At 52.8% G+C, this 15,523-nt stretch carries 17 protein-coding genes; 4 read left to right on the top strand and 13 right to left on the bottom strand.

Translation table 11 applies throughout. The annotated features are described in order from the left end of the window. The first annotated feature begins 39 nt into the window (after positions 1 to 39). Together AC4IBF_RS10660 and AC4IBF_RS10665 are read left to right on the top strand one after the other, a co-directional pair. The gene (locus AC4IBF_RS10660; RefSeq protein WP_127730894.1) at positions 40 to 624 is read left to right on the top strand and encodes an NUDIX hydrolase; all 585 of its coding nucleotides are present in this window, start codon (positions 40 to 42) and stop codon (positions 622 to 624) included. 304 nt (positions 625 to 928) lie between these two features. Next, on the top strand, positions 929 to 1,621 hold the full coding sequence (locus AC4IBF_RS10665; protein ID WP_111964585.1) for a helix-turn-helix transcriptional regulator: 693 nt from the start codon (positions 929 to 931) through the stop codon (positions 1,619 to 1,621). Between the two features lie 14 nt (positions 1,622 to 1,635). Here the strand turns inward: AC4IBF_RS10665 and AC4IBF_RS10670 are convergent, their stop codons facing one another. After that, positions 1,636 to 2,274 carry an acyl-homoserine-lactone synthase gene (locus tag AC4IBF_RS10670; protein ID WP_127730890.1) on the bottom strand — a complete coding sequence of 213 codons (639 nt, stop codon included), beginning with the start codon at positions 2,272 to 2,274 and terminating at the stop codon, positions 1,636 to 1,638. A gap of 436 nt (positions 2,275 to 2,710) precedes the next feature. Here AC4IBF_RS10670 and tam point away from each other — a divergent pair, with 436 nt between their 5' ends. Beyond that, positions 2,711 to 3,469, top strand: a complete 759-nt coding sequence (tam, locus tag AC4IBF_RS10675; RefSeq protein ID WP_133295429.1) for a trans-aconitate 2-methyltransferase — start codon at positions 2,711 to 2,713, stop codon at positions 3,467 to 3,469. Positions 3,470 to 3,474: 5 nt separating this feature from the next. On the opposite strand, the gene AC4IBF_RS10680 is transcribed toward tam, so the two are convergent. From AC4IBF_RS10680 to ssp4, 8 genes are all read right to left on the bottom strand, one after another. After that, positions 3,475 to 4,665: a cytochrome c biogenesis protein/redoxin gene (locus AC4IBF_RS10680; RefSeq protein ID WP_136194866.1), complete on the bottom strand. Its 1,191-nt coding sequence runs from the start codon at positions 4,663 to 4,665 to the stop codon at positions 3,475 to 3,477. A gap of 137 nt (positions 4,666 to 4,802) precedes the next feature. Next, positions 4,803 to 6,104, bottom strand: coding sequence for an ATP-binding protein (locus AC4IBF_RS10685; RefSeq protein WP_136194865.1), 1,302 nt, complete (start codon positions 6,102 to 6,104; stop codon positions 4,803 to 4,805). After that, positions 6,101 to 6,841, bottom strand: a complete 741-nt coding sequence (locus AC4IBF_RS10690; protein WP_133294419.1) for a response regulator — start codon at positions 6,839 to 6,841, stop codon at positions 6,101 to 6,103. The genes AC4IBF_RS10685 and AC4IBF_RS10690 overlap by 4 nt, the downstream gene beginning before the upstream one ends. A gap of 44 nt (positions 6,842 to 6,885) precedes the next feature. Continuing rightward, a complete protein-coding gene (locus tag AC4IBF_RS10695; protein WP_274243157.1) occupies positions 6,886 to 7,881 on the bottom strand; it encodes an alpha/beta fold hydrolase in 996 nt (331 codons plus the stop codon). Positions 7,882 to 8,026: 145 nt separating this feature from the next. After that, positions 8,027 to 8,467 carry a GNAT family N-acetyltransferase gene (locus AC4IBF_RS10700; protein WP_115875061.1) on the bottom strand — a complete coding sequence of 147 codons (441 nt, stop codon included), beginning with the start codon at positions 8,465 to 8,467 and terminating at the stop codon, positions 8,027 to 8,029. A 12-nt stretch (positions 8,468 to 8,479) separates the two neighbouring features. Further along, a complete protein-coding gene (locus tag AC4IBF_RS10705; RefSeq protein WP_126303312.1) occupies positions 8,480 to 8,950 on the bottom strand; it encodes a GNAT family N-acetyltransferase in 471 nt (156 codons plus the stop codon). Positions 8,951 to 8,961: 11 nt separating this feature from the next. Further along, the gene (locus AC4IBF_RS10710; protein WP_143345115.1) at positions 8,962 to 9,549 is read right to left on the bottom strand and encodes a hypothetical protein; all 588 of its coding nucleotides are present in this window, start codon (positions 9,547 to 9,549) and stop codon (positions 8,962 to 8,964) included. Then, positions 9,549 to 10,511, bottom strand: a complete 963-nt coding sequence (gene ssp4 / locus AC4IBF_RS10715) for an Ssp4 family T6SS effector (protein ID WP_032674783.1) — start codon at positions 10,509 to 10,511, stop codon at positions 9,549 to 9,551. Before ssp4 ends, AC4IBF_RS10710 begins: the two co-directional genes overlap by 1 nt. 176 nt (positions 10,512 to 10,687) lie before the next feature. Here ssp4 and AC4IBF_RS10720 point away from each other — a divergent pair, with 176 nt between their 5' ends. Further along, positions 10,688 to 11,236, top strand: coding sequence for a GNAT family N-acetyltransferase (locus tag AC4IBF_RS10720; RefSeq protein WP_111964593.1), 549 nt, complete (start codon positions 10,688 to 10,690; stop codon positions 11,234 to 11,236). Here the strand turns inward: AC4IBF_RS10720 and AC4IBF_RS10725 are convergent. The 4 genes from AC4IBF_RS10725 to AC4IBF_RS10740 form a co-directional block, all read right to left on the bottom strand. Further along, on the bottom strand, positions 11,224 to 12,138 hold the full coding sequence (locus AC4IBF_RS10725; RefSeq protein ID WP_133294416.1) for a bestrophin family protein: 915 nt from the start codon (positions 12,136 to 12,138) through the stop codon (positions 11,224 to 11,226). The two genes, AC4IBF_RS10720 and AC4IBF_RS10725, sit on opposite strands and share 13 nt — an antisense overlap. A gap of 202 nt (positions 12,139 to 12,340) precedes the next feature. Beyond that, positions 12,341 to 13,792 carry a tagaturonate reductase gene (locus AC4IBF_RS10730; RefSeq protein ID WP_133294415.1) on the bottom strand — a complete coding sequence of 484 codons (1,452 nt, stop codon included), beginning with the start codon at positions 13,790 to 13,792 and terminating at the stop codon, positions 12,341 to 12,343. A 117-nt stretch (positions 13,793 to 13,909) separates the two neighbouring features. Next, entirely contained in the window at positions 13,910 to 14,437 is a 528-nt protein-coding gene (locus AC4IBF_RS10735) for a GNAT family N-acetyltransferase (protein ID WP_136194863.1), read from the bottom strand. A gap of 82 nt (positions 14,438 to 14,519) precedes the next feature. Beyond that, positions 14,520 to 15,485, bottom strand: coding sequence for a sensor domain-containing diguanylate cyclase (locus tag AC4IBF_RS10740; RefSeq protein ID WP_115875055.1), 966 nt, complete (start codon positions 15,483 to 15,485; stop codon positions 14,520 to 14,522). Between the last annotated feature and the right edge of the window lie 38 nt (positions 15,486 to 15,523).

Genomic DNA, 15,523 nt, shown 5'->3' on the forward strand with positions numbered 1-15,523 from the left:
GCTGTTTATGATCATTACTCTACGTAAGGAGGGACATTCGTGCAATCAAAACGTGCAGATGTGCGCATCATCGACAGTGAAACCCTGTCAGACAACTGGTACATCCTCAAAAAATACACCTTTGACCTGCAGCGGCGTGATGGTGAATGGCAGCGGCAGCATCGGGAAGTCTATGACCGTGGCAACGGCGCGACGATTCTACTCTATAACCGTGAGAAAAAGACGGTGATCCTGACGCGCCAGTTCCGCTTCCCTGTCTTTATCAACGGCCATGAAGACGATTTAATTGAGGCAGCAGCAGGATTGCTGGACAACATGGATCCCGAAAGCCGCATTAAAGCAGAAGCGGAAGAAGAGACCGGATTTCACGTTTCGCGCGTGCAGAAAATCTTTGAAGCCTATATGAGCCCAGGCTCCGTCACGGAGAAACTCTACTTTTATCTTGCCGAGTACCAACCACATGACAGAACCAGCGCAGGCGGCGGGATCAAGGCTGAAGGAGAAGATATCGACGTGCTGGAAATGACGCTTGAAGAGGCTTTACGCAGCATTGAAACGGGCAAGATTGTCGACGGTAAAACCATCATGCTGCTTTATCATGTTGCCCTTAAAGGTATTCTGTAACCTACTGGTTTACATCCTGATTTAAAGGCGTATGTAGACGGTACGCTGGTACGTTACGCGTAAGAAAAGGGAAAACCTCCTAAATTTTGCAGCCTACTATATTTAGTGAACGATTTCGCAATTCGATAAAATCATCAACAATTCCCTGAGTCATCTGCATTTACCATTCAAAATGCCAAACGTTCACAAGGCTGCCCGCTGAGGTAGCCTGTCTTATCTGTTATCTGGATTAAAATGCGACTCGCTACGGATAACGAAGCATATTATACTTGCTCCTCCATTCGAACAGGAGGCAGCATCTCACGTGAAGGATACATATTACAACGACATAACGATCAATACGCTAATTCAGAGTGAGCTTGACGCGTTTTTTGAGGATTTCAAAGGGATCGTCTTTGCCTACGCTATTATGAACAAGAAAGATCCTTCACAGATGAGGATAATCAATAATAGCCCTGAGTGGTTTAATATCTACCTTGAAAGAAAATACCAGTTCATTGACCCTGTCATTATTAGGGCTTTGCGCTGTGTTGAAGATTTTTTCTGGGAAAGTGATGTCGTGCTGTCGGATGGTTACAACCTGACACGCATTTTCGACGAAAGTGTCCAGTATGATATTTACCAGGGACAGACGTTTCCTCTGCATGACTATCTGAATAATCTTGTTGTCTTATCCGTCATCAGTCCTAAGCATTCTGGCATTGACATAGATAAGTATCGGCCGCAATTTCTACGCTTCCTTGTCCAGTTACATCAGAAGACACTCAATCTGTATAGCCAGCATCAGCAGAAAAAGAATGTTTTCTTGTCGCCACGTGAGCGCCAAATCCTTAAATGGGTCAGTGCCGGGAAAACGTACGCAGAAATTGCTGTTATTTTGTCTATTGCCGAGCGCACCGTTAAATTCCATATGGGCAATATAATGAAAAAACTCGGTGTGAATAATGCCAGACACGCAATAAAACTTGGAACGGAACTCCGGTTACTGGAGGAGTAAGCCTCAGCCACTGGTTATAAATGGTGTAGATGCTCGAGCATTTCGCGAAGCCAGTGACTGGATTTATCTTTGCTAATAATGTCTTCAATAATGCCTATACTGGCAGGCATGTAAATATAGTAAATAACCTCCCCTTTTTCAGAAACACCGCGCTGAATAACCTCAACTTTCCAGTTAGCATGGCGAAATATGGCATACATACCACGGCTGGCTACTGCGTACATCCCATGATATTTATTCTTAATGCAATAAATAATCATTGCAAGAAACAATGCTTTACTGGCGGGCACGCCCTGAAGGCTTGCGGAGTCTCGTGTTTCTTTATCTAAAAATAAACGACTCACTTCACAGCAGGGAACATCTGCTGGAAAAACAATGGGATTATCGAAATAGTTGTGAAAGATCTCGCTTATCATTGTCGGCTGCGTTGCGTTAATAAATCGCGCGCCGCATAGCAGCTGCCCATCATACATACCCAGTAAGTATGTCGTGTTATGGGAATCAAATTGATCCTTTTCCATACCTTCGACGCATTCCACCTTCCAGTCGAGTCGGTCCCGAAAAGTTTTTCTCCTGAGTCTGTAGAGTTCGCGCGCTAATGCTGGTGGTAAATCATCGTAGTCGTGTAAAAAAAATTCAATGACAGAATTCATTCTCATGTTCCTGATAATAACACCTGAAACTAGTTTCACCTGTCTCTTAGGACAGCTTTCATTGTGCCGCATATTCCCTATACTTAAAAAGTACCTGACCACGAAGTTCTCGCAAAACTAAGCGGTCAGGAGGTCAAAGACCTATGAAACACCAGGGATATACCCATCGATTATTATCTAATATTTAAAGTTTCGGGTACAGAACATAAGAAGCACTTTGCCGATAAAATATTAAAAAACAATAATCATAAAATTATTACAATAAAAACATTGCCCCTTAATCCTTTAAGGGGTAATATTTCCGTTTTCTTATTTTTTTCCTCTCTTTTGTTTCACAGAAACTGCGGAATTCATCTGCCCTGAACCTCTCCCGTACCGCTTTGAAGGCGCCTGCCTGTGCTATTCTTGCAGAAGCATGCCAAACGGAGAATTGATGATGACCGACTGGAACCCTTCTCTTTACCTGCAATTTGGCGCAGAAAGAACGCGTCCAGCTGCAGAACTGCTCGCCAGAATTCCTCTGGATGAGATCGCTACCATCGCTGATCTGGGCTGTGGACCAGGAAACAGCACGGCGCTGTTGAAGCATCGCTGGCCTTCTGCTCACATTACCGGGGTCGATAACTCCCCTGCCATGCTTGAGGAAGCGCGCGCAGCCTTACCTGACTGCCACTTTATTGAGGCCGATATCCGTCAGTACAAGCCTGGCCAGCCGCTGGGCCTGATTTATGCCAACGCGTCGCTGCAATGGGTTCCGGACCACTACGATCTCCTGCCGCATCTTGTCTCCCTGCTTAAGCTAAATGGCGTACTGGCGATCCAGATGCCTGACAACTGGCTGGAACCGACCCATGTGGCGATGCGTGAAGTGGCGCTTGAGCAAGACTACCCAGACCGTGGCCGCGAGCCTCTGCCAGGCGTACATGCTTATTACGATATTCTGTCGGAGGCTGGCTGTGACGTGGATATCTGGCGGACGACCTATTATCACAAAATGAGCTCTCATCAGGCCATTATTGACTGGGTAAGCGCCACCGGCCTGCGGCCCTGGCTCCAGGAACTGAATGAAAGCGAGCAGAAACGTTTCCTGAAACGCTACCATGAACTGCTGGAAGAGCAGTATCCGCTCCAGGAAAACGGGCAGATACTGCTGGCTTTCCCCCGGTTGTTTATCGTGGCTCAACGCCAGCCCTGAACGGGCTATGACCGAGCTTCTTTGAGCAACTGCTGGATAACCTTTTCCTGTTGCTCATAGTCACCCTCGCCAAAGGCGGTATAGCGCAGCTGCCCTTTGGCATCAAAAAAGTAATGCGCTGGCCAGTACTGGTTGCCGAAAGCATTCCAGATTTTATAGTTGTTATCCGTGACCACCCGATACGGCAGTTGCCATTTATTCACCGCATTTTTAACCGACGAAAGCGGTTTTTCCCAGGGGTATTCCGGGGTGTGAACTCCGATCACCACCAGACCCTGCGGTTGGTACTTAGTGGCCCACTCCCGCACATGGGGGAGCGTATGCTGGCAATTAATGCAGTCCCACGTCCAGAAATCAATAAGTACAACCTTCCCGCGTAACGATTCAGACGTGACAGGGTCACCGTTCACCCACCCTGTTCCACCGCTGAGCGAAGGCAGCTGACTGCTGGGCTCTGTAATCACTATCGGCTCAAGCTTCACTGGCGTGGCTGTGGGTTTCGTCAGATTTAACAGCGCGGTTTCAAGACGGTCCGAGACGCCGTTTGCCCCTTTAAGCAGCGAAGTCATCCCCGTCGCGTTAAATGCGACGGTCGCTAACATCACAACGCCTGCACCCTGTCGCAGCTTTTCCATTAGCGCCGATTTTGCCCTTAAAGGTGCCATCAGCGTGCGGCCTCCAATGACGAGTAATCCCAGCATCATTGCGCATCCGCTGCCATAGGCGGCCAGCAGAGCGCCGGTGGTAATAGCGGAATGCCCCGCAATGTTAATGCCGAAAATCGCACCCAGAATGGGACCGGCGCAGGGAGACCAGAGCAGTCCTACAGCAAGCCCGGCCAGAAAAGCCGATGCCATTCCGCGCGTTTGCCCGCTTCGGCTGTTGAGAACATTGCCCGCGCTGACGGCCGGTCCCGCAATACGCTGGGCGAAAGACGGAAAAATTAAGGCTAGCGCGGCAGTGGCCAGAATGACGAGCGCGATCCAGCGCCCGACGATGGTTGCCTCTGCGATCCACTCGCTGGCGACGGTGACGGCCATCGCCACCAGGGTAAACATCACGATCATCCCCGCCAGCAGGGCCAGAATATGCCGACGCTGGCCCTGGAAACCGGCGAACAAAAGTGGAATAACCGGGAGCGTACATGGGCTGAGCAGGCTTATCATCCCACCCAGAAAAGCGATAACTAGAAACATAGATACCTCACAATACAAGTCCTGCGACGCTGCAGTGAGGCTATTTCAGCGTGCGGATGTGTTCAGGATATGTGTAAATGCGAGGGTTTTGTCTGGCTCTGTATCGCCCAGGCAGGGAGATACAAAGCCGTACAATTTTACTCACGGCGCGGTAGCGTAATGGAGACGTCCAGCCCGCCCCCGTTACGGTTCGCCAGCCTGAGCTTTCCTTCCAGCTGAGCGGTGAGCTGCGCGGCGATCGCCAGTCCGAGTCCTGTCCCGCCAGTCTCGCGGTTGCGCGAGGTTTCAACCCGATAAAACGGCTGTAAAACTGCCTCAAGCTCGGCTTCGGGGATCCCCGGTCCGTCGTCCACAATGTGAATAATGACCTCGCTGTCTGATGAATCGTCTACTGAAATCGCAGCATGCTCGCCGAATTTGAGGGCGTTATCCAGCAGATTGGTCATCACCCGGCGAAGCGCCTGCGGCCGCGTGACGATGGGCAAGCGGGCTTCGCCTGCCTGAAAGTGCACGTTTTTACCAATGTCCTGGTAATCGCAGGCGATGCTGTTGATCCAGGCGTTCAGCTCCAGCTTAAGCGACGTCTCCTCCAGTGATTCCGATGACCGAGCATACGCAATGCCCTCCCGCACCAGACGAGACATGTTATCAAGATCGTTCAGGAGTTTGTCGCGAAGTTCAGGCTCTCCGGCCATTTCGACGCGGAGCTTCATGCGGGTAATGGGCGTCTGGAGATCGTGAGAAATCGAGGCCAGGATCTGCGCGCGTTCCCGGAGATAAGACTGAATGCGCGCCTGCATGGCGTTGAAGGCATGCGCTGCCCGCTGCACCTCAAGCGGCCCTTTTTCCGTCATTGGCGTGCTGGCCGCCGGATCCAGCGCATCCACCGCGCGGGTAAAGTGTGAAAAAGGCCGCACGACCTGCCGCACGGCTATCCAGGAGCAGACAGCCAGAACCAGCAGCTGCAGGATGAGAACGACCGGTAGCCAGCTGGCGACGGGCGGCATGCGCGGGATCAGGTCAATGGTCAACGGTGCGCCATCGCGTAACGTAAGATGGGCCTGAATATGCGAAATGGCGCCGGGAACCGCGGTAAAGCTAAGCGGGTAATGCGCGGCAAGCGTCGCTTTTAAGGTTCGGATAGCATCTTGCGAACGCTTATCCGTCGGCGCTGCGCCAGGTTCCCCTGTGCCCAGAATATAACGATAGTTACCCCGTTCAAGCCGCGGCAGCCAGGCGGCACGTTCGCTCGCCGGTAAGCGGTCTAATATGGCGACGCTGGTTGCGACATCGTTTTCCAGATTACCGAGCATCACCGTGCGTGCGCTGTGCATGCGTTCAACCATGACCAGCGTCAGGCTCAGGGCGTTAGCCAGCAGCAGACCGGCCAGCACGACGAGCAGCAAACGGGCCAGCAGCGAGCGTGGCCAGAGCCTCATTCGTTAACCTCTTTGATGGTCACCGGCATCGTAAAGACGTAGCCTTCACTGCGCACGGTTTTGATATAAGCGGGCATGCGGGCATCTTCGTTGAGACGCTGGCGAACCCGGCTAACCAGCAGGTCGATTGAGCGTTCAAACAGCTCGGCGTCTCGCCCCTGCGTCAGGTTGAGCAGCTGGTCACGGGTCAGCACGCGCTGCGGATGGTCAAGGAAAACGCGCAGCAGCCGATACTCCGCGCCGCTGAGCGCCACAATTACCCCTTCCGGATCGATTAAGTGGCGAGCGACGGTATCGAGCTGCCATTCACCAAACATCACTAGCCGCCCTGCTTCCGTCACTTGTAGATTGGGCGGCATCGTGCGAAAACGCCGTAAAATCGCTTTGATACGCGCCAGCAGCTCGCGGGCGACAAATGGTTTCACCACGTAGTCATCCGCGCCCATCTCCAGACCCAGGATCCTGTCCGTCTCCTCGTTGCGCGCCGTCAGCATCAGGATGGGGAGATCTTTATGTTTCCCGACGCGCAGCTCTCGACACAGCGTAAGGCCGTCATCGCCGGGCATCATGACATCCAGCACAACCAGGTCGATATGCTGTTTATCCAGCACGACGCGCATCTCTTTGCCGTTGGCCGCGCCCGTCGCGCGATAACCAGACTTAGCGAGGTAATCGACAATCAGTTCACGAATATCCCTGTCGTCATCGACGACAAGGATATGATCAATATGCTCCACCGAAATCTCCAGACCGAAGGGTAACGTACTGAAAATAGCACATTTCAGAGTTTGTCAGCGTCAACAACGGCCTTAACAAAATCCTGCGGATCTTCCTGAGGCGGGTTGTGCCCTACGGTGGCCCCAAAAGTGCGGTGCTCGTACTTACCGGTAAATTTACCCGCATAGGCCTGCGGTGCAGGATGCGGCGCGCCGTTGTTCCCACCTTCGATGGTGATCGTTGGAACGGTGATATTCGGCAGCGTGGCCAGTTTCTGCTCGTAGCTGTCGTATTTGCGCTCACCTTTTTCCAGCCCTAAGCGCCAGCGATAGTTGCTGAGCGTCACGGCGACGTGGTCCGGATTGTCGAGGGATTTGGCGCTGGCGTTAAAGACAGCATCGCTAAATTTCCAGTCAGGCGATGCCTGAGACCAGATTAAACGGGCGAAGTCATGCGTGTTTTTCGCATAGCCTTCAGCACCGCGCGCGGTGGCGAAGTAGAACTGATACCACCACTGCTGCTCCGCTTTTGGCGGCAACGGCTGTTTGCCAATCTGCTGGCTGCTGATGAGATACCCGCTCACTGAAACAAGTGACTTAACGCGCTCGGGCCACAGCGCCGCAACGATATCTGCCGTTCGGGCACCCCAGTCATATCCTGCAAATACCGCCTGCTTAATATTCAGGGCGTCCATCAGGTTCACAATATCTTTCGCCATGGCTGAAGGCTGGCCGTTGCGCGGCGTTTTGGCTGACAGGAAGCGCGTGGTGCCGTAGCCGCGCAGAGAAGGCACAATCACCCGATAGCCTTTTGCCGCCAGTGCGGGTGCAACCTCGGCGTAGCTGTGAATATCATAGGGCCAGCCGTGCAGTAAAATAACCGGCTGACCGTCTTTCGGGCCGAGGTCGACATAACCGACGTTCAGATCGCCGGCGTTAATTTGCTGCGGATGATCAAAGGCGGCCGCGACATTCGTGCCGGTGACTTCGGCCTGACAGGACATCACGGTGCCAAGAGAAATGGTCAGTGCAAGGGTCGAGTATGCGAGTTTGCTAAACATGTTGGTATCTCCGGTTGATTACAATTCACGGGGATATAACAACACTGCAGTGTATAGCGGATATGTGCGAAAGCGGGTTTATTGCAAGCCTGTGTATGTATCCGGGACCTTGATACAGTGTGATACAAACACAGGTGCTGGAGTCTTAGAGGGAGAGACGATAGCGGACGTAATCGTCAGCCTCACCGTATTTGTCATAGAGTTTACGCGCCGGGTTGTTCTCCCGGGTGACCCAGTACAGTTTTGACCACCCTTCGCGCTTGCCTTCCTCAATCAGGGCGTCAATGAGCGCTTTACCTGCTCCCGCCCCGCGTTCATCGGCATCAACAAACAGATCTTCCAGGTAGCAGATGGGCGCGGTAGACCAGGTTCCTTCATGCAGAATACACATCGCGAAACCGATGACCTTTTGGTCCTTCTCTACCACCCGGCAGAACATCGGTGAATGCGCTGAGAGCGCCCTTTCCCACGTCGCTGCGGTGACGGATTCCTCGAGGTAGCAATCATAAAAATGGGTATAGCCATCCCACAGCGGTCGCCATTGGGAATAATCGTTTTCGCATAGAGGTCTTACCGTGACGGCCATGTGTTCCTCACATTACAAGTCGATCGCCATTTCAAAACAGCGTAAATCAGCCCCCGCCATACGCGAATGATGATAGTTTTCGCGCAGCGTGACAAACCCCAGCTTCTGATAAAACGACTGGGCATTAGGCGTTGCATCCAGCCTCAGACGGGTTATCCCCCGGCTACGGGCTTCATTTTTGAGCGCCTCGATAATCCGGGTCGCCATGCCTTTACCGAATGCCGCGGGCAAGGTGAATATCGCCTCCAGACAGTGGGTATCCAGATCCAGATAGCCGGTCGCCGCAACGTCGCCCTTTTCATCTTCCACCACGTAAAAAGGGTATTCAATGACCATCTGCCGATAGCGTTCGGGCATGAGATCCGGCGTCCAGCGCGCAATGACGTCGGCATCGTAACTGGTTTTACAGCCGTGACGAATCGCCTGGTTGCGAATGTTCCAGAGTGTTTCGGCTTCCTGCGGCGTGGCTTTTCGTAATGTCATAACCTCCCCCTTTAACGGCTTTTTAGCCGCATTTCCCGTGCCAATCTGGCAAGACGCTGAGTACGACAATAGAGCGTAAATAGAACAAAGCCGCTGCCGTTCATCACCACCCGACAAAGTAACAGCGCGAAAGATGCAATGACGTGTGGCCAGAGGCTTCCATCATGAGAAAGCATGACATGTAGAACCTGAACGAGGGTCGTTATCAGCAGGATGATGAACAACGCCATAAAGCCCGACAATCCCGACGTCTTTCCACGAGCCAGTAGTACGCTTGTCACAATGAGCGCGCCTGTCATCGTCAATGATGGTAAGAAAAAGCTCAATGCATGATGTAAAGGTGACAAACCCTGCAACGTGCTGAGAAAAGGCAAAAGGTTTAGCGCAAACGCCACTAAAAACAGAGGTAACAGCATAGCTACCGGGTAAGGATTTTGACGCGGAAGCTCGCTGAGGGGTCGCGAAAAATACCGTTCCAGCTCGGGAGTGGAATTATCCAGAAGGCGGGCATCACGATGAGCAATAGCCTCCTCTATATCTTTACCATGTTGCAGGAGATCCTGGAAAACCCGTCCGGTTAACAAACTCAAAAACTTCATCAGAATACCGCCAGTGACTGAATGGTACCGATAATGTATTTACCGGTCCGTGGTAAGTTACTGGGCGCTGCAATAACGCCGCTCACCGCACTTCCTGCCAATGCTGCGGCACTTGTTACCACTTGCCCAAGTTGTCGAGTGAGTTCTACCTGAACCGGCCCGGTTGGAAAGCGTTTCGGATAAAGACCCGCGCGGATAAGAGCCTTGATTTCTTTGTTGCTTATACCGGGGTTTTGCGCGCGAATTATCAATTCGGTCAAACGAGCACGATCCTGACGAGGATAGCTTTTTAACCATTCAGTGGCTTTCAAGGAAGATATGGATTTCATTGCACGCCAGGTGGTAACGGCTTCTTTTAATGCCCCACCTGCACTTGCTAACGAAATTACATCCAGTGATGTGGAGGTGGCGACGTACCATTCTTGCGTATCGAGCCATGCAACATTTCCGCCACCGTTTTCAACCAGATCATAAATTCGATAAAGACCGTTAACACATTGTAATCCGGTAGCGAGAGTACCAGCGTAGCCGATAGCCACTAAAACACCACTGCCTCCTGCGGTAAGAGGTGTTGCTGCCGTGCCTGCAAGCATTACACCTCCAGTAATGATCATCGCGCCACAGGATAGTACAGTCGACGCAAGCTCAGTACCCATGGATGTCGATGTCACAGCGTCAGTCAATGATTTACCTACGCTGGAGGTGGATGGCTGCGAGTTCGCTTTCGTTACAATTACGTGGGTTACAATACCACTTTGGCCATTAGGATGACGCTGACCAGAGCGAACCAGGTAGCGTTGAGTACCATCAGAATAAATGATACCGGCCTGAGCAAATTCGCGATTACAGTCCATGGCGGAACCCAGTGCTTTGAAATCGAAATCTGCAGCCCCTAAACCTGCCATTCGCGCATAATCATAACCGGGGAGATTGGTCTCAGGATTCATTCCAGGCAAAACCATACATTATTCCTTATGTGGGTAGGTAAGTTAGCCCAACTAATCTGATGGTAGTCGAACGCTCAGCAGAGCAAAATTTTGGTAGTAAATACGTTACAACGCAACTAAACAGAACGTCATATAGATGAAAATACCAGAACGCAAACAAAAGCATAACGCCTAAAAAGGGAGATCAGCGCATGACGATACCGACGCTCACGACAGAACGCTTACTGCTGAAACCGCTGGTAGCGGAAGATGCCGTCCAGATACAAAAGCTATATCCGCGCTGGGAGATTGTCCGTTATATGGTCTCCTCCGTGCCCTGGCCCTACCCGGATAACGGCGCGGAAAACTATGTCAACAACGTGGCGCTGCCGGATATGGCAAAAGGGATTGCCTGGTTCTGGAGCATCCGGCGACGCGATATGCCGGATGAATTGATGGGCATTATTTGCCTGTACGACGTCGAGGACAACAACCGCGGGTTCTGGCTCGCGCCGGAATTTCAGGGGCACGGATATATGCGCGAAGCCAGTATTGCCGCGACGGATTACTGGTTCAATACGCTAAACAAACCCGTATTGCGCGCACCGAAAGCCGCCGCCAACAGCCGCTCCCGGCGTATTTCAGACAGTAGCGGCATGCGGCTTATCAGGACGGAAAAGAAAGCCTACGTCAGCGGGATGCTGGACTCCGAGCTGTGGGAAATCACCCGCGAAGAGTGGAACGCCCGTCAGGTCAGCTGATAATGTTTATCCGGCATCAGCCTTTCCGGGATGTTCTCTTCATCGTTCATCTGCAGCAGATCGCGTTCCATCATATTGCAGATGGCGTCCAGCGGCAGGTCGTTATCTTCGGTGCCAAACGGATCTTCCAGTTCTTCCGCAAGGGTGTCCAGCGAGATAAAGGTGTAGGAGATCAGCGCCGAAACGAAGGGCGTCATGTAGTGCAGGTCCACAACCAGCGCGAACGGCAGCATGATGCAGAACAGATATACCGTGCGGTGCAAAATCAGCGTATAGGCAAACGGTACCGGCGTGGTTGCAATGCGCTCGCAGCCGGAAAGAACGATAGACATGTCGTTCAGACGATTGTTCAGGCTATGGAACAGAATGTCTGAGAGTTGCCCGTTTCGCCGCCGCACGGCCAGCCACTCCCCCATGATCAGTAAAATACGGTTCGCCGGTGAGTTGGCGCTCATCACGTGACGTAAATTATCCGCAGCAAGATAGCGAGAGAGTTGCTCGGCGTTCAGCTCCCGGCGCAGGGTCATGCGCAGGCAGTTGGCAAAAGCAATCTGCAGGCGGACAAATTCGCCCAGGTGCTTATCGTCAGGCAAGGTGTTTTTTACCTCGCGAAACAGCGAGCGTGCCGCTATCATCAGCTGCCCCCAGAGCAGCCTCGCCTCGACGTAGCGTGAATAACAGGCGTTGTTTCTGAAACCCAGAAAGATAGCGATCGCCACGCCGAGAATGCTGAATGGCGCCACGGTAAATTTGATCCCCAGCGAGGTATACCACGGCAGCATAAGGATAACGGCGATAGAAAGCAGGAAGTTGAGCAGCAATCGGGTATAGATCTTGGGAAGTACCGAACCGTGCCAGACAAAAATCAGTTGTAGCCAGTGCTGTTTAGGACGAACGATCATAGTGAGTTTCAGGAAAGAAAAGAGCGAGGCTATTAAACGTGATCCCCGTCACCGTTGCAAGCATGTTAACGGAACATTGCATTTTCTCCCCTGAGTAACGAAAACCGCACGGTGGTGCATGTGTTTTTTTAAAAACAAAGACAATAGTATGTTGTAACTATATAATGTCGTATTCAAACCCGGCCGAAGCCGGGTGAATCTATTAACAAAGCGGTTTAGCCGCGGCGCGCATGCCCTTAAGCAGAATGGCATCCAGATCCAGCGTCACCTGGTCGACAAGACCGTTCACCTGCGTCAGATCCTGTTCCCAGTGCTCACTCACGCTGAGCACCGACTGCACCAGTTCACGGGTGCTCAGCTGCCGATCGCGGTGCTGCGCCCACAGCTGCTGATAACGTTCCAGCCAGCATGCATCATCCTGCACCGGATAGTTCTCCCCGTTACGCTCCGCGCGATAAAAAGCGATCAGTGCGGCCAGAGCATACGTCAGGCGTGCTGGTAATTGCCCCGTAGCCTTCTGCCCTGCCAGCAGCTGCGGCAGGATGCGGGTGCGGTATTTGGTCATGCCGTTAAGCGCGATGGAGAGCAGCTGGTGTCGGATGTAGGGGTTGCGAAAACGCCCAGTTACCGCACTGGCGAAAGTTTCCAGCTCGTCACGCGGCAGATCGAGGACCGGAATAATCTCCTGATAAATCGCTTTTTCGACGAACGCGCAGACCTCGGCATCATTCATCGCCTCGCCTACCGTATCCAGCCCGGCCAGGAACGCGACCGGTACCAGCGCCGTGTGCGCGCCGTTCAGGATGGCGACTTTGCGCTCTTTGTAAGGCCTGATGTCATCGACAATCAGCACGTTTAACGGGTACTTATCCAGACGAAGCTCGTGCGCAAGGGATGCTGGCCCCTGGATAACGAACAGATAGAAATGTTCAGCCGTGTCCAGGAACCGATCGTGATAACCCAGCTCAGCTTCAAGCGCAGCCGCTTCATCGCGCGGGTAACCGGTCACGATACGGTCTACCAGCGTCGAGCAGAAGCAGTTGGCATCGTTTAGCCACCGGATAAAGGCCGCAGGCAGCGCCCATTCCTGCGCATAGCGCAGAACGAGTTCACGTAAGGCATCTCCGTTGTAGTCAATCAGTTCGCACGGGATGATGATCCAGCCTTTATCCGGCGCGCCGTTAAAGTGGCTGAAGCGCTCAAACAGTAGTCGCGTCAGCTTCGCCGGATAGCTCACTGCAGGGGCATCGTCGAATTTGTCACCTGCGTGGTAGCTAATACCCGCTTCGGTGGTATTCGAGAAAACAAACCGCATATCCGGATTGCGAGCCAGTTTCAGAAACGCGTCATAGTCTTCGTAGACGCTGATTTCACGGTTAACGGAGCGGATAAGACGGCTCTCGCTCACCGCTTCCCCCTGCCCGTTCAGGCCACGAACGATAGTGGTATAGAGACCATCCTGAGTGCTCAGCGACGGTGGAAAATCGCTCTGAATAGGACGGACGATAACCACGCCGGCATTAAGATCGGTATGTTCATTTAGCAGGTCAATTTGCCAGTCGACAAACGCACGCAGGAAGTTGCCTTCACCAAACTGAATGATGCGTTCTGGGTATTGAGCACCGGGAAAATCACGACGGTTGAGCGTGTTCACAAGGGGTTCCTTTTATGATTAGTCATACAGCCTGATAGGATTGGTACGATAACTTATCAAAACTTAACGACCAGAAACCCTGTTTTGATCAATACGTCGCGTAGTTGTGCAGAATATTTACAGGAACTTATAAAACACGGACGTGGCCGTCATGGCACCGTCCGGCATCAGCGCGTAGCGCGGGATCTCACCAACCTTTTGCCAGCCGGCACGCTGGTAGAAGGTTTCGGCCCCGCTGCCGGTGGAGGTATCAAGCACCAGAACCGAAATATCTTTGGCCCGGGCCTCAGCTTCCAGCGCTTCCATCAATGCCATCGCGGCCCCTTTCCGGCGCGCTTTCTCATGAACCAGCAGCTTTGCCACATCGGCCCGATGCGGCTGGTTTTCCGGCTGGTCTGTGATCAGCTGCACCGTTCCGATGATGCCGTCCTGCGCATCGACGCAGACAAGCACCAGCCGCTCGCCTCGCGCTACGCTTTCGGCAATACCGCGCCAGAAAATACGGGCCTTATCCAGGCTATAAGGGAGCATAAAGCTGACGGATGCCCCGCCGTTCACACAGTTTTCGAGGATCCCGGCCAGCACATCAATATGGGTAAGAATTTCGTCTCGGGTGAGGTTTTTGATTTGCAGTGAGGTATTCATTGTTTTTCCTTACGTTGAATACCATCACTGTGCATTTAACATCTTCTTAACGCAAACGGATCGAACATAGGCTTTTGTTATGTCACCGGGCGCGCTGGCGCTGCTGTTTCATGGCATACATCTTTTCATCGGCATCTTTTAACCACTGCTGCAGATCGTTGCCGTTATGATCGAATTCGCTAAGCCCCCATGAGAAATGAAGCGACCAGGGATGCAGCTTGCGGGCGTTATAGTGTTCCACCTGCTCAGCGAGATACTGCATGGCAATCCAGGCCCCCTGCTCATCCGTATCCGCAAACAGCACGGCGAACTCGTCCCCGCCAAAACGCACCAGTAGATCTGCTTCACGGAAAGAGCTGCGCATCAGTTGCGCCATGGCTTTCAGCGCCTTATCTCCCTCTTCATGGCCGTAGCGATCGTTAATCTCCTTAAAACGATCCAAATCCAACCAGCCAAGCGTCAGCGGCTCAGCCCGGCGCCGGGCAACGGAAAGCGTGAAACGTACAAGCTGATTAAAGCCCCGACGGTTGAATAACCCGGTTAATTCATCCGTGGTCGCCGCACTGATGGCAGCAAATTCATCTTCCGCCAGCGCGCCCAGGTCCCCCAGCACGGCGAGGTCGGACGCTGAAAACTCACGGGGAGCGTAATCAATCAGGCACAGCGAGCCCACGCTCGCGCCGTCACGCAGGCGCAGCGGGAAGCCCGCGTAAAACCGCACGCGCGGCTCACCGGCCACCAGCGGATTATCCGCAAAGCGATCGTCCTGAAGCATGTCCCCCACCACCAGCGGCGCTTCGGTGAGGATCGTATGTCCACAGAATGAGATGTTACGCGGAACGGCGCTCGGTGCCTGACCATCAGCCGACTTGACGATCAGCGAATGCTCATCGATAAGATTGACCATCGCCAGCGGCACCTGGAAAAAGCGTTTTGCCAGACGCGTTAAGCGGTCAAACGCCGGGGAACTGTCAATCTCAAGCAAACCAGACTCGCGCAGCGAGTTGAGACGTTCCGTTTCATTTTCAGGGGTTGCAGGTGCTTTCATAATGTCTCCTGACGTAAAGCGTTACTAAAAGCGTAGCT

The sequence above is a fragment of the Enterobacter sp. Taxon_8 genome, assembly GCF_058354585.1.